Source organism: Streptomyces sp. NBC_00299 (genome assembly GCF_036173045.1).
In the GTDB taxonomy this organism is placed as follows: domain Bacteria; phylum Actinomycetota; class Actinomycetes; order Streptomycetales; family Streptomycetaceae; genus Streptomyces; species Streptomyces machairae.
On record NZ_CP108039.1, the window covers coordinates 4,925,543 to 4,938,688 of the forward strand.

Consider the following 13,146-nt stretch of genomic DNA (forward strand, 5'->3'; position numbering starts at 1 on the left):
CCGTCAGGCGTCGGTGCGCCGACGGCCGGCGATCACGCCGTACGCCACGCCCAGCGCGCCGACGACGATGCCGACCACGCCAAGGACGCGGGCCGTGGTGTCGCTGCTGTCGGCGGGCTCGGCGGCGTCCGTCTTCGCGGAGGCGGCCTCGGCATCGTCGGAGTCCGAAGCCTTGTCGGAGGACGACGAGCTGTGGTGGCCCTCCTCGGCGGCGGACAGTTCGAGTACCGGCGCCGGGTTCTCGGGCTCCTCCTGGCCCTCCTGCGGCACCTCGATCCAGCGCACGACCTCCTTGTTGGAGTACGTCTGGATGGCCTTGAAGACGAGCTCGTCGGCGTCCTCGGGCAGGGTGCCGACGGAGACGGGGAACTTCTGGAAGAAGCCGGGCTTGACGCCCTCGCCGTCGGCGGTCCAGGTGACCTTGCTGACCGCCTCCGTGATCTTCTTGCCGTGCATCTCCAGCGGCTTGTCCAGCTTGGACTTGGTGACCTCGGCCTTCCAGCCGGGAATGGCCTCCGGCATCACGGAGGCCAGCGGGTGGTCGGTCGGGAAGGTGACCTCGAGCTTGGTGGTCGACGCGTCGTCACGCTCGTTCGGCACCTTGAAGTCGACGACCGCGTAACCGCCCTTGGCGGCGGTGCCCTCCGGCTGCACGCTGACGTGGGCGAAGGCGGGGACGGACAGGGCGAGCACGCCCGTGCCGGCGAGAGCGCCGACGGCGGCGATACGAGAGACCTTCATGCTGAGCACTCCACTGTGAGTGAGATCGGGATTCCGGTGGTGAAGAGGAGTACGCGTGCGCGGGGGTGCCCGATCAGACGGAAAAGAGGTGTCCCTCCGGAAGTCCGGGAGTCCGGAAGTCCGGAGCAGTCCAGAGGTCCGGAGTTCAGAACTCCGAGGGCCAGGAGTCCGGAGGCGGAAGCCCCTCTTCCTCGATCGGTGCACGCGGGCACGCGCGCGTGCCGCACGACGGCGGCCCTCGTCCCCACCTCGGTGGAGTGGCGGTCGCGTCGTGTCAGGCGGCGAGGATCAGCGCGGCGACCGGCGGGCCGCGCCTGATCACCGTGTGCTGGAGGGCGACGGTGCGGGGTGCGGACCGCCCGAGCGTCTCGGCGCGCGGCAGCCGCGGCCCCGCCTCGGGCGCGCCCGGGAGTCCGGCTCGCAGGGTGCGCACCAGCGCGAGCGCCCCGCGCAGGGAACGTACGAGCGCCCCCTCGGCGACCACATGCGCCGACACCGCGGACATCTCGGCGATCCGCAGCAGGGCCAGGTCCCCGCGCCGCAGCAGCCACCCCGCGACGACCGCCGCGAGAACGTGGGCGAGCACCATGGGCAGGGACGGCAGCAGCGATGCCGAGGAGTTGGTGGCGGCAGACATGGCGTCCGCCGACGGGTGTGACGCGTGTGCCCCGGCGGCCGGGTTCAACCGCGCCTCGGTGAGGAGCCGCTGGGCCTGGGCGGGGCTGATCGCCGCAGCGGCGGTCCCGCAGACCAGCCGCGCGGCCTGCTCCACCAGTGCGGCGTCCGACAGAGAGGCGGACGTCGCGGAGGACCCGGTGGCCGCCCCGGCACCCGCCCCGTGCTGCCCCAGCCCGAACAGCGTGTGCAGGACGGTCTGGCCGGCCGCGAGCAGCGCGGCTATCCCGGGCAGCGAGCGTTCACGCCCGGTGAACGGCACCGTGACCAGGAGGACTCCCAGGAACCCCGCGCCCAGCGTCCACAGCGGGACCGTGGCGCAGGAACCCAGCACATGCCCGACCCCGGCCAGCACGACGCAGACCGCGGCGAACACCGCGGCCCGCAGTATCCGGAGATCACTCCCGGAGCGCACCGTGCGCGGGTGGGGGGCAGTCATGGCGGGGTCATCATCGCACTGGCCTTATGACCGCCATACGGCAGGTCCGCAAGATGACATACGAGCGGTAGGGGGACGTACGGGGCATAGGGGCAGTACGGGTCATTGGGGTCGTACGACCGGAAGGTCACCCTCTGGTGTGGGCCGCCCCCACATACACCGATTCCCGCGTAGACGCATCGACCATATGGGCGGCATCACGTCAATGGTGTGCTTACCGATGGGCACTCGTGGCAATACGTAACGGTATGTCGAGCCGCAGCCAGGAGGCTGGAGCATGAGCATCTGGTGGTCACTCCATTTGCGGCGAGAAGCTGCGAGCGTGCCTCTCGCCCGACGGCTGCTGATCGGCACCATGGAGACCGCGGGCGTCGACCCCGACGTGTCGTACGACCTCTCCGTCGCCCTCAGCGAGGCCTGCGCCAACGCCGTCGAACACGGCGGTGACACCACGCCCGACGGCTCCCCACCGGCGTACCGCGTGACCGCGTACCTGGACGGCGAGAAGTGCCACATCGAGGTCGCCGACTCAGGGCCGGGCTTCACCGCACCGCTGCGCGCACCCCGCCCGGCGACCACCGACGCCGAGCACGGCCGGGGACTCTGCCTCATCGAGGAACTCGCCGACCACGTCCAGTTCGGCAACAAGCCGGGGCGGGGCGGGGCCGTGGTGAGCTTCGACAAGATCCTCAAGTGGAAGAAGGACCCGTCGCTGATGGCGGTGTAGCGCCGACGCCCCAACGCCGTAGGTCACGTCGAGCGTCGCCGGCTTCAGCTTCCTCGGGACTCACAGCCCCCGCACAGTGCCACCCCAAGCTGTTGACGGGCCGCGTCCCTAACTTCCTGGCCATGACGGGAAACCACACGGACAAGTCGATCACCCGGCGCCGCGCGATCGTGGTGACCGGTGGCACGGTCGCCGCGGGCGGACTGGCCGTCGCGGGCTGTCAGGCGGCCTTCGCCGACACGGCCGAGACGGCGACCGACGCCGCGGCGACAGCCACCACGACCGCCTCGGAGAGCGCCGGCACCTGCATGACGCTGATGTCGAGCGTCACCGAAGGGCCGTACTACCTCGACAACGCCCTGGTGCGGAAGAACATCACCGAGGGCAAGAGCGGCGTCCCGCTGACGCTGCGCCTCACCGTCGTCGACGCCACCGACGGCTGCACCCCCGTCAAGGGAGCCGCCGTGGAGATCTGGCACTGCGACGCCTGGGGCTACTACTCCGGCTACACCACGGCCAACCCCGGCGGTTCCGCGCCCGCCGAGAGCGAGGACGGCTCGACCGCGAACGACAACACCTATCTGCGTGGGTATCAGATCGCCAACGCCAACGGGGTCGTGAAGTTCGAGACGATCTTCCCGGGCTGGTACACCCCGCGCACCTGCCACATCCACCTCAAGGTGCACACCGGCGGCCAGAAGGAGGACGGCACCTACGAGGGCGGCACGGTCAACTACACGGGCCAGCTGTTCTTCGACGACGCGATCGCCGAGGAGATCTTCACGCTGGAGCCGTACGCGAAGCACTCCGGCAGCTACACCACCCTCGACAACGACATGGTCTACGACGGCGGCGGCGCCTCCAGCGGCCTGCTGACCCTGGGGGCCGTGCACAAGAAGGACCCGGCCAAGGGCTACAAGGGCACCCTCACCATCGGCGTCGACCCGGATGCCGAGAACACCGGCGCGGGCAGCGGCGGCGGTGGCGGCACGCCCCCGAGCGGCGCGCCGAGCGGCGCCCCCGGCGACGCGCCCAGCGGCACCCCGTCGGCCTCGGCCTCCTCCTAGGGGTACGGCCATGAGCAGCCGCGAGGACGAGGCCCTGGCGCAGGCCGCCGTGACCGCGCTGACCGGGCAGCTGGCCCTGGCCCCCAAGCCGGGCCTGCCCGACCCGCGCGACCTGGGCGCCCGCGTCACCCGTCGGGACCACGGCATGCTGCGCTGGTCGGCGAAGGCACTCACGCCCGGCCTTGCGGCGATGGCGGCCGCCGCCCGGCGCACGGGTGAGCCGACGCCCGGCCTCCGCAGCGAACTCGGCGCGATCGGCAGGTGCGCCGAGCACTCGGTGCACCTCGCGGGCGGCGGCCACCGGGGCGCGCTGTGGACGCTCGGCCTGCTGGTCGCCGCGGCGGCGCTCGACCCCCGGGCCGGGGCACGGGACGTCGCCGCGACCGCCAAGCGCATCGCCGCCCACACCGACAAGCGCGCCCCGCGCAGGCCCTCCCGGGGTTCCTCGGTGTCCGCGCAGTACGGCGCCGCCGGGGCGCGGGGCGAGGCACGGGCCGGATTCCCGCACGTACGGCGGGCGTTGGACGCGCTCGCCGCCGCCCGCGCGGCCGGCGCCACGGAGCAGCAGGCCGGCCTGGACGCCCTGCTCACCGTGATGTCGACGCTCCAGGACACCGAACTCCTCCACACCGCGGGCCCGATGGGACTGCGGCACGTCCAGGCGGGCGCCCGCGGAGTCCTGGAGTCGGGCGGTACGGCCACCGACGCCGGCGCCGAGGCCCTCACCGCCCTCGACGCCGACCTGCACGCACGCGCGTGGAGCCCGCGGGGGAGCGCCGGGCTCCTCGCGGGGGCGCTGTTCCTGGACGCCCTGCCCGTCACGGGACGAGCACGGGCTGCCTGACCCGGTCGTCCTCGGCGCGGCGACCGGCGGCCCACCGCGCCGCCGGTCCCATCGGGTACGACGCGCCCGGCATCGCCCCGCCGAGCAGCAGCCAGCCCGGCGTCCCCCACTCCACCAGCAGGGCCGTGAGCAGGAGCGGACCGAGGGTGCGGGCGACGGTGACGCCGGTCCCGAACAGGCCCTGGTACTCGCCGACGTGGCCCTCGGGAGCCAGGTCGAAGGACAGCTGCGACGAACCCGCCGACTGCCCCATCTCAGCAACCACTTGAAGCGAGTTCTATGTGCAGGTCCACACCAACTCCCTGAAGGAGCGCGGGGCTGTGTCGCTTTGCGGCTCCGCCGCGTGGGCGAGACCGGCCACGAACTGCCTGCAGACCGCAATGATGGCCGGACACCCTTGGTATCCGGCCATCAATCACACATCAGCCCTTCAGGGAGGACATCCAGCTCTCGACCTCGTCCGACCGCCGAGGCAGCGCAGCGCTCAGGTTCCGGTTCCCGTCCTCGGTCACCAGGATGTCGTCCTCGATCCGCACGCCGATACCCCGGTACTCCTCCGGCACCGTCAGGTCATCGGCCTGGAAGTACAGCCCCGGCTCGACGGTCAGCACCATGCCCGCCTCCAGCGTGCCGTCGACGTACGACTCCACACGCGCGGCAGCGCAGTCGTGCACGTCCATGCCGAGCATGTGCCCGGTCCCGTGCAGCGTCCAGCGCCGCTGCAGCCCGAGCTCCAGCACCCGCTCGACCGGCCCCTCGACAAGCCCCCACTCGACGAGCCGCTCGGCGAGCACCCGCTGCGACGCGTCATGGAAGTCCCGGTACTTCGCACCCGGCTTCACGGCCGCGATACCGGCCTCCTGGGCGTCGTACACGGCGTCGTAGATCTTCTTCTGGATCTCGCTGTACCGCCCGTTGATCGGCAGCGTGCGCGTGACGTCGGCGGTGTAGTACGTGTGCGTCTCGACGCCCGCGTCGAGCAGCAGCAGGTCGCCCGAGCGCACGGGCCCGTCGTTGCGCACCCAGTGCAGCGTGCAGGCGTGCGGACCGGCCGCGCAGATGGAGCCGTAGCCGACGTCGTTGCCCTCCACGCGCGCGCGGAGGAAGAACGTGCCCTCGATGTAGCGCTCGGAGGTCGCCTCGGCCTTGTCGAGGACCTTCACCACGTCCTCGAAGCCGCGCACGGTCGAGTCGACGGCCTTCTGCAGCTCGCCGATCTCGAACTCGTCCTTGACGAGCCGCGCCTCGGACAGGAAGACCCGCAGCTCCTCGTCCCGCTCGGCGGTGACCTTGTCGGTGAGCGCGGCCTCGATGCCGGCGTCGAAGCCCCGGACGACCCGCACCGGACCGGTGGCCTCACGCAGCGCGTCCGCCAGCTCGCGCACGTCGGACGCGGGGATGCCGTGCAGCTTCTCCGCCTCGGTGAGCGAGTGCCGGCGGCCGACCCACAGCTCGCCCTGTCCGGACAGCCAGAACTCGCCGTTCTCGCGGTCGGAGCGCGGCAGCAGATAGATCGTCGCCTTGTGACCGTCGGCGGCGGGCTCCATGACGAGCACACCGTCCTCGGTCTGGTTGCCCGTGAGGTACGCGTACTCGACCGACGCCCGGAAGGCGTACTCGGTGTCGTTCGAGCGCGTCTTCAGGTTGCCCGCGGGGATCACCAGCCGCTCGCCCGGGAACCGCGCCGACAGCGCGGCGCGCCGCGCGGCGGTCTCGGCGGCCTGGGGGATCGGCTCCAGGCCGTGCAGCTCCGTGTCGGCCCAGCCGGACTTCATGTTCTCGGCAAGCTCGTCGGACACGCCCGGGTACAGGCCGTTCTTGCGCTGCTTGATCGGCTCTTCGGACTCGGTCTCCGGGGTCTCCGGGGTCTCCGGGGTGAGCTCGTCGGCCACGGTCTTCCTCCTCGATACGGCACTGGACCCCGTCCATCGTACGGTCGTACGGGACATGTCCCAGGGCCGATGGGCAGGAGGCCCGCCGGTGCTATGACGCAGGCCACGTGCCTGTTATGGGTGAGTGACCGAAGGGCCACGGGCCGCTACTCGAAGCGAGCAGCCAGCAGGACGACGTCCTCCTCGCTGTCCGCCTGGTCCACCCCGTCCGGCAGCACGGTCCGCAGGACGTGGTCGACGACGGCGTCCGGGTCGTGCCGGATCGCCCTCGGTACCCCGGCCGCCGCGGCATGCAGTCGGGCGAAGGCGCGGTCCGTGGCGTCGCCGGTGCGGTGCAGCAGCCCGTCGGTGTACAGCAGAACCGTCTCTCCGGCTTCGGCGAACAGCTCCACGCTCGGCGCTTCCCAGCAGGCCAGCATGCCCAGCGGCGCGGACACGGAGGTCTCCACGAACTCCGTGCGCCGATCGCCGATCAGCAGCGGCGGGGTGTGCCCGGCACCGGCGAGCGTGATCTTGCGCAGGGAGGGCTCGCAGTAGGCGAACAGAGCGGTGGCGGAGCGGGCCGGCTCGGTGAGTCTGAGCAGCAGTTCCAGGTCGGACAGGACCGCGACCGGGTCCTCGCCCTCCATCACGGCATACGCCCGCAGGCTGGCCCTCAGCCGGCCCATCGCGGCGACCGCGCTGGGCCCGGACCCGGTCACCGAGCCGACCGCGAGGCCGAGCGCGGCGTCCGGCAGGGGCAGCGCGTCGTACCAGTCGCCGCCCCCGCGCGGGCCGGTGCGGTGCCGCGCGGCGAGCTGGACGCCGGCCATGCGGGGCAGACGGGAGGGGAGCAGCTCCTCGGCCATCGTCCTCATGGCCGCGCGGGTGCGCTCGACCTCGAGGAGCCGGGCCAGGTGCTCGGTGGCGTAGCGGACGTACAGGCCGACGAGGTGGCGCTGGCGCTCGACCGGTTCGGCGGGCTCGTCGTACAGCCATACGGCGGCACCGAGGCGGCCGGCCGCGTCGGTGGACAGGGGGAGGGCGTAGCTGGCGGCGTAGCCGAGGCGGGCGGCCACCTCGCGGTGGCGGGGGTCGAGCTTGTCCCCGGCGAACAGGTCGGGCTCGGCGATCTCGCCGTCGCCGCCGGGCAGTCCGTCGAGGATCCTGCCGTAGGAAAGGGAGCTGCGCGGCACGGTCTCGATGTGCCCGAGGTCGGCGCGCGCGAGGCCCAGCCCGATGGTCGTGTCCGGGCCGAGGCCGTCGGCGGGTTCCAGTACGACAAGACCGCGCCGGGCGCCGACGAGGGCGGATCCGGCGCGCAGCAGTTCCTGGAGGGCATCGTCGAGCGCGTCCGTGCGCGCCAGGCGTTCGGTGAGTTCGTGGAGTGTCGTGAGGTCCGAGACCCAGCCGGCGAGACGGTCCTGAAGCAGTGCGCCCGGCGGGTTCGGTGGGGGAACCGCTGGGGTTCCCGAGGCTCCGGGCGCGGGCGCGACAGTGTGTGCGGGCGAGGGAACCGTGGAATCGATTCCGGCCACTTTCGAAGGGTGAGGGGCGTTCATGGCGTCCGGCTTTCGGACCGGTGCGTATTGCTCAAAAGCATCGCAAACCCCCATGTCATTCTGCGCCGCTAGCAGTGTCTCCACATGTACACGCACTCGTAAGGGGATGTCCAGCATTGTCCTGCCGGGATTCCTGGTGTCCGTGGGTCACCCGAGCACTCCTCGTAGACCTCTTGCGTAAAGGCAAAGTTGGCTTAAAACTGCCTCAGGGAACGGGGTATTGCGGTCGACTGGTTTCGCTCCACGGAGCGTCACAGCGGTCGTGATGGGTACGTACTCGGTGAAGGCCAGGGGTGGTGGACAACCACCCGGAACCTGGTGACGGACCCGGGCGTCTTAGCCACTGACGATCGTGCCCCATCCTCCCGTGGCGGAGGCGAAGAGAAATACGCGCGACGGCAAAACGCCAGACTTCGCCACCCCACGCCACGCCCATGCTTTTGGTAGACGCAGTGTGGACGAGGCTGCCGCGGACGCAGCCAACGCTCGGCCCATAGGGGTTCCCCTTGCTCAGTGCAGGGGTGTGATGCGCCAACAGGTACGCACAGTGAAGTGATCGACACATGGTGTGATGAAGCCCACGGTGTTGCCAGCGGTGCAACGGAAAGGAACGAGCGCTCATGCGCGAGATCCTCGGAAAGCGACGCAGGCTCCTGCGCGGTGACGGGAAGTCTGAGCAGATCAGCGCGGCCCTGACCTTCGCGACGCAATGGCGCTGGCCCGTACTCCCGGGCGTGACGACGCACCCGCAGGGACACTCCCGCTGCGGCTGCCCCGACCCGGACTGCACGGTGCCCGGCGCGCATCCCTTCGACCCCGGCCTGCTCGCGGCCACCACCGACGAGCGCATGCTGCGGTGGTGGTGGACCAACCGGCCGGCGGCCCCGATCATCCTCGCCACCGGCGGCCAGGCTCCCTGCGCGGTCAGCCTGCCCGCTCTGCCGGCCGCTCACGCACTCGCCGCACTCGACCGCATGGGCATGCGCCTCGGCCCCGTCGTCGCCTCGCCCGCCCGCTGGGCGATCCTGGTGAAGCCGTACTCCATGGAGCAGCTGGGCGAACTGCTGTACGCCAAGGACTTCGTCCCCGGCTCCCTCCGCTTCCACGGCGAGGGTGGCTATATCGCCCTGCCCCCGTCCGAGACGGGCCAGGGTCCCATCAGCTGGCAGCGCGCCCCGCTGCCCGGCTCGGCCTCCCCGTGGGTGCCCGATGTGGAGGCCGTGGTGGACGCGGTGGTCGAGGCCCTCACTCGTACGGGTGTGAGCGCGCCCGAGTTGTAGGGCTCTCCGGCGCGCGCGGAACGGTGCACACGCGCACGGTCGTTATGTTCCGCTATATGTCGCGTCATTCCAGGGGAAACCGGGCACCGTCATCGCATCGCCGCGGGCCGAAGCACAGAAGAATCCGTCTGATCGCCCTCGCGTCCGTCGCGGCGGCCGCGGTCGCCCTGCCGCTGGCCTGGGCGGCCGCCGGCCAGGTCGTCGAAGCGGGCCGGGCCGCCGTGGGTTCGCCCGCGCGCGATGCCGTACGGTCCTCCCCGCCCGCCCCGAAGGACGGCGCCGTACGTCCGTCCCCTCGCGGTGACGCCAAGGCGCCGTCGGCTGCTGCCACCGGCTCCCCGCTGCTGCTCGACCTGGGCCTCGCCACCGCCGTGCGCTGCGGTCCCGAACTCACCTCGCCCGAGGGCATCGAGGCGCAGACCTGTGTCCTCACGCAGGGCGAGGACACCTGGGCGCGCACCTACTTCCGCAATGCGACCGGAGGCGCGCTGGACTCCGTACTGAGCCTCATGGGGCCCGCCGGACGCACGCTGCAGATGCGCTGCGTCGTGGGCGCCGAGGACGAACCGGGGACCTGCGAGACGCCCCGGGAGCGCACGCGTGGAGATGCGGGCGCCTACACGGCCGTCACGGAGTTCGCCGAGCGGGCCGGGGGCGGGGCGTTGTTGCTGCGTTCCGCGAGCAACTCTGCACCGGGCAATTCAGGGGCGGGTACGGGCCGTTGACATGTGACGTCGTTCCGTAGAGGTCTGCGCACATGGAAAGACCCGGTTGCTGGCGACGGGGGATGCACCAGCAACCGGGCTACTCGAACGGTAACAAGAGATCGGCGGTTCGCAAATTCGATCCGGGCTTTCCAGTCACGGATTCCCTTGCTCCGTATGGGAGTTGTGATCGGATTCACCCCTCCCGAGGGGTGCCGCGGCTGAACGGTCGTTCAGCCGCACCCGATCCGCGAGGCTCCCGTCAGCTGAGTGTGACCTGCCGGTTGGTCAGGCCGCCACGCGCGCGACGCTCGTCCGCGGTGAGCGGGGCGTCCGCGGCCAGGGCCGCGGCGAGACGCTCGGCGAACTCGGCCGCCGGCTTCTCCACGTCCTCCGCGCCGACACCGCTCGGCAGGTCCCAGACCGGCACGGTGAGGCCGTGAGCGCGGAAGGAGCCCACGAGACGTGTGCCCTCGCCGAGGTTCGACTTCCCTGCCGCGTGCAGCCGCGCGAGAGCGTCCAGAAGCTGCTCCTCGGGGTGCGGCATGACCCAGCGCAGGTGGTTCTTGTCCGGCGTCTCGCACCAGTAGGCGGCGTCCACGCCGGTGAGCTTGACCGTGGGGATGGCCGCGGCGTTGGCCCGCTCCAGGGAGGCGGACACCTCCGGAGTGGCGTTCTCCGCGTCCGGGACCCAGAACTCGAACCCGGAGTGGACAACTGGCTCGAAGGCGCCCTCGGGGTCGAGCAGATCCTGCAGCCGCGGACCGTCGGCCGGGGCGCGGCGGCCCTGGACCGGGGTGCCGGGCTGTGCGCTGAGTGCCTGCTGGAGGGTGTCGGCGAGATCGCGGCTGATGTCGCCCGACGCCGTGTCGTTCTGCAGGCCGAGCAGGACCGAGCCGTCGTCGCGGCGCAGGGCCGGCCAGGCCATCGGCAGCACCGTGGCCAGCGTGACGGACGGGACACCTTCGGGAAGGCCGCCCTTCAGGGGCAGTTCGACGGTGGCGGCGGGCACCAGCTCGCGCAGAGCCACCCAGTCGCACTCGCCCGGCAGCCCGTCGAACGGGCGCTGCACCAGCTCGGTCACCGCCTGCGCGGCGGACCGGCCATGACAGGCCTTGTAGCGGCGGCCGCTGCCGCAGGGGCATGGCTCGCGTGCGCCGACGACCGGGACCTCGCCGTCGATGATCTGCGGGCGCTTGGCCTTGGTCTGGGGTCGCTTCTTGGCCATCGTGGGTGTCTCCCGGTTACGGCTCGTCTCGTACGGGCGCGAGCCTAGCCGTTCACGCCATGGTCGACGGGAGGCTGTGGACAACCAACGGTCGTGCCGGGAGCGGAGGAACTTCGCGACGGAGGCGGAACGCCGGTCGAAACCGATGGTTCCAGTTCCGTTTCTCTCGGTTCGGTGCCTTCAGCCCTCGGTTTCGGTGTCTTCAGTCCAGATCGTCGAAGGCGTCCGCGAAGTCGAGGCCGGATATCGCGCCCACGGTCGGGGCTGCGACGCGCGTAGCGAAATCGTCGCGGCGGTGCCCCGCATCCGGATCATGAACGTCGTCGTGGACCACGACCCAGACCGTGACCTCGCCGCGGGCGTCGTCCCGTACACCCCAGTCGTCGGCCAGGGCGGTGATGATGTTCAGCCCGCGGCCGCCGTGCGCGGTGACCGAGGGCGTGGCCGGAGCAGGGCGAGTGGGTCCGCCGCCGTCCGTCACCTCCAGCGTGAGCCTGCCGCCCGCCTCCATGCGCCAAGCGGCACGGACGTCGCCGTCCCCGGACAGCGCGTCACCCAGCGGTCGGCCGTGTTTGCACGCGTTGCTCAAGAGTTCGGAAAGAATCAGAACGGCGTCGTCGATGACCGATTCCGCTACGCCGCCCCTGCGCAATTGAGAGCGCATACGGTGCCGCGCTTTGCCCACGCCCGCAGGGCCGTGGGGAACGGCCATGCTCGACGACGTGGGCACCTCCTGTGCCACCACCAACGCCACCCCCGAGACCTCCTTTGCCCCACGCCACGGTGTGGATGCCCCATTGGCCTGTACCGGAAACCGGCCAACCAAGGTCCGGGGACGCATTCAGAACGATCGAATACGGAACGAACGCGCCGGAGCACTCCCTGTAATCGGGATGGCTGGAATTCGTCGGTGTGGCCGAAGTGGAGAATGGAGCTGGAGGGGTTCAGGGGTCAAGAGGTTGCGCAGGGATTGAAGGGATTTAAGGGGTTCCCCTGTGTGTCGCGTGTGTCAGCGGCCGAGCTGGTGCAGCACCGCGCGCGGGCGGTTGGTGATGATGGCGTCGACGCCCAGCTCGACACAGAGATCGACATCCTGTGGCTCGTTCACGGTCCAGACGTGCACCTGGTGACCGGCCCGCTTCAGGCGCTCCACGTAAGCGGGATGACTGCGCACGATCCGGATCGATGGGCCCGCGATGTGGACGCCGGCGGGCAGGCGTCCGTCCCGCAGTCGCGGTGAGACGAACTGCATCAGATAAACAGTGGGCAGCGTGGGCGAGGCGGCACGCACGCGATGCAGCGAGCGCGCGGAGAAGCTCATGACACGCGCCGGGGACTCCGCGGCCGAGGCGGGCGCGTCGAGCCCGAACCGCTTCAGCAGAAGCAGCAGCCGTTCCTCGACCTGCCCCGCCCACCTGGTCGGATGCTTCGTCTCGATCGCCAGCTCCACCCGCCGCCCCGCGTCGGCGACGAGCTCCAGTAGCCGTTCCAGAGTGAGTACGGAGGTGTCCTCGGGGTCCTCCGGCCGGAACTCCCAGTCGGGCTCCTCGGCCCGGTTCTTCCACGAGTCGCGGTTCTTGCGGGAGCCGAAGTCCAGGGCGGCGAGCTCGGCGAGCTCCAGCGCGGAGACCGCGCCGCGGCCGTTGGACGTACGGTTGACGCGACGATCGTGGACGCACACGAGGTGACCGTCGGCGGTGAGGCGTACATCGCACTCAAGGGCGTCCGCACCGTCCTCGATGGCCTTCTTGTACGCGGCCAGGGTGTGCTCGGGGGCGTCTTCGGAAGCTCCGCGATGGGCGACGACTTGGATCTGCTGCTGCCGTGCTTGGGTCACCGCGTCATGGTGCCACCGAGCGGGGGTAGGCGTGGGACCGGAGGAGTCGTAAAGACGCTCGGATTGTGCCCGTTTAATCGCACATGACCTATATAAAGAGTGGCCGTGGACCCACAGCAACCGCTTATGGTGCTCTGACGGCCCGTGGGAAAAGCTGACGGCATACAAAAA

The 13,146-nt window shown here is 70.9% G+C and carries 13 protein-coding genes; 5 read left to right on the top strand and 8 right to left on the bottom strand.

Going from position 1 to position 13,146, the window contains the following annotated elements; genetic code table 11:
* Window positions 1–3: 3 nt before the first annotated feature.
* Window positions 4–741: a YcnI family copper-binding membrane protein gene (locus OHT51_RS21720; protein WP_328880590.1), complete on the bottom strand. Its 738-nt coding sequence runs from the start codon at window positions 739–741 to the stop codon at window positions 4–6.
* Between the two features lie 274 nt (window positions 742–1,015).
* Window positions 1,016–1,855, bottom strand: coding sequence for a hypothetical protein (locus OHT51_RS21725; protein WP_328880591.1), 840 nt, complete (start codon window positions 1,853–1,855; stop codon window positions 1,016–1,018).
* 277 nt (window positions 1,856–2,132) lie between these two features.
* On the opposite strand from OHT51_RS21725, the gene OHT51_RS21730 reads away from it, so the two are divergent.
* The 3 genes from OHT51_RS21730 to OHT51_RS21740 all read left to right on the top strand — a co-directional run bounded on the left by OHT51_RS21730 (window position 2,133) and on the right by OHT51_RS21740 (window position 4,493).
* Complete coding sequence (locus OHT51_RS21730; protein ID WP_328880592.1) at window positions 2,133–2,582, top strand: ATP-binding protein; 450 nt, start codon at window positions 2,133–2,135, stop codon at window positions 2,580–2,582.
* A 122-nt stretch (window positions 2,583–2,704) separates the two neighbouring features.
* Window positions 2,705–3,649 (top strand): intradiol ring-cleavage dioxygenase, encoded by a 945-nt coding sequence (locus OHT51_RS21735; protein WP_328880593.1) that lies wholly within the window; start codon window positions 2,705–2,707, stop codon window positions 3,647–3,649.
* Window positions 3,650–3,659: 10 nt separating this feature from the next.
* The gene (locus tag OHT51_RS21740; RefSeq protein WP_328880594.1) at window positions 3,660–4,493 is read left to right on the top strand and encodes a triphosphoribosyl-dephospho-CoA synthase; all 834 of its coding nucleotides are present in this window, start codon (window positions 3,660–3,662) and stop codon (window positions 4,491–4,493) included.
* Here the strand turns inward: OHT51_RS21740 and OHT51_RS21745 are convergent.
* The 3 genes from OHT51_RS21745 to OHT51_RS21755 form a co-directional block, all read right to left on the bottom strand.
* Window positions 4,468–4,758 (bottom strand): hypothetical protein, encoded by a 291-nt coding sequence (locus OHT51_RS21745; RefSeq protein WP_443052528.1) that lies wholly within the window; start codon window positions 4,756–4,758, stop codon window positions 4,468–4,470. The two genes, OHT51_RS21740 and OHT51_RS21745, sit on opposite strands and share 26 nt — an antisense overlap.
* Window positions 4,759–4,915: 157 nt before the next feature.
* Window positions 4,916–6,385 carry an aminopeptidase P family protein gene (locus OHT51_RS21750; protein WP_328880595.1) on the bottom strand — a complete coding sequence of 490 codons (1,470 nt, stop codon included), beginning with the start codon at window positions 6,383–6,385 and terminating at the stop codon, window positions 4,916–4,918.
* A gap of 146 nt (window positions 6,386–6,531) precedes the next feature.
* Window positions 6,532–8,043, bottom strand: a complete 1,512-nt coding sequence (locus OHT51_RS21755) for a PP2C family protein-serine/threonine phosphatase (protein ID WP_328880596.1) — start codon at window positions 8,041–8,043, stop codon at window positions 6,532–6,534.
* Between the two features lie 503 nt (window positions 8,044–8,546).
* Here OHT51_RS21755 and OHT51_RS21760 point away from each other — a divergent pair.
* Both OHT51_RS21760 and OHT51_RS21765 read left to right on the top strand, forming a co-directional pair.
* Window positions 8,547–9,206: a bifunctional DNA primase/polymerase gene (locus OHT51_RS21760; RefSeq protein ID WP_328880597.1), complete on the top strand. Its 660-nt coding sequence runs from the start codon at window positions 8,547–8,549 to the stop codon at window positions 9,204–9,206.
* A gap of 56 nt (window positions 9,207–9,262) precedes the next feature.
* Window positions 9,263–9,931 carry a hypothetical protein gene (locus OHT51_RS21765; RefSeq protein WP_328880598.1) on the top strand — a complete coding sequence of 223 codons (669 nt, stop codon included), beginning with the start codon at window positions 9,263–9,265 and terminating at the stop codon, window positions 9,929–9,931.
* Window positions 9,932–10,172: 241 nt separating this feature from the next.
* Here OHT51_RS21765 and OHT51_RS21770 read toward each other — a convergent pair whose 3' ends face one another.
* The 3 genes from OHT51_RS21770 to OHT51_RS21780 all read right to left on the bottom strand — a co-directional run bounded on the left by OHT51_RS21770 (window position 10,173) and on the right by OHT51_RS21780 (window position 12,975).
* Window positions 10,173–11,138: a DUF5926 family protein gene (locus OHT51_RS21770; RefSeq protein ID WP_328880599.1), complete on the bottom strand. Its 966-nt coding sequence runs from the start codon at window positions 11,136–11,138 to the stop codon at window positions 10,173–10,175.
* Between the two features lie 202 nt (window positions 11,139–11,340).
* Complete coding sequence (locus OHT51_RS21775; RefSeq protein WP_328880600.1) at window positions 11,341–11,979, bottom strand: ATP-binding protein; 639 nt, start codon at window positions 11,977–11,979, stop codon at window positions 11,341–11,343.
* 168 nt (window positions 11,980–12,147) lie between these two features.
* The gene (locus OHT51_RS21780; RefSeq protein ID WP_328880601.1) at window positions 12,148–12,975 is read right to left on the bottom strand and encodes a glycerophosphodiester phosphodiesterase; all 828 of its coding nucleotides are present in this window, start codon (window positions 12,973–12,975) and stop codon (window positions 12,148–12,150) included.
* Window positions 12,976–13,146: the final 171 nt, after the last annotated feature.

Excerpts from the sequence above, each read along its gene's own strand:
- OHT51_RS21740 (WP_328880594.1), top strand. The coding sequence starts at position 3,660 with ATGAGCAGCCGCGAGGACGAGGCCCTGGCGCAGGCCGCCGTGACCGCG.
- OHT51_RS21725 (WP_328880591.1), bottom strand. The coding sequence starts at position 1,855 with ATGACTGCCCCCCACCCGCGCACGGTGCGCTCCGGGAGTGATCTCCGG.
- OHT51_RS21735 (WP_328880593.1), top strand. The coding sequence starts at position 2,705 with ATGACGGGAAACCACACGGACAAGTCGATCACCCGGCGCCGCGCGATC.
- OHT51_RS21730 (WP_328880592.1), top strand. The coding sequence starts at position 2,133 with ATGAGCATCTGGTGGTCACTCCATTTGCGGCGAGAAGCTGCGAGCGTG.
- OHT51_RS21720 (WP_328880590.1), bottom strand. The coding sequence starts at position 741 with ATGAAGGTCTCTCGTATCGCCGCCGTCGGCGCTCTCGCCGGCACGGGC.
- OHT51_RS21760 (WP_328880597.1), top strand. The coding sequence starts at position 8,547 with ATGCGCGAGATCCTCGGAAAGCGACGCAGGCTCCTGCGCGGTGACGGG.
- OHT51_RS21765 (WP_328880598.1), top strand. The coding sequence starts at position 9,263 with ATGTCGCGTCATTCCAGGGGAAACCGGGCACCGTCATCGCATCGCCGC.
- OHT51_RS21755 (WP_328880596.1), bottom strand. The coding sequence starts at position 8,043 with ATGCTGGACATCCCCTTACGAGTGCGTGTACATGTGGAGACACTGCTA.
- OHT51_RS21770 (WP_328880599.1), bottom strand. The coding sequence starts at position 11,138 with ATGGCCAAGAAGCGACCCCAGACCAAGGCCAAGCGCCCGCAGATCATC.
- OHT51_RS21775 (WP_328880600.1), bottom strand. The coding sequence starts at position 11,979 with ATGCGTCCCCGGACCTTGGTTGGCCGGTTTCCGGTACAGGCCAATGGG.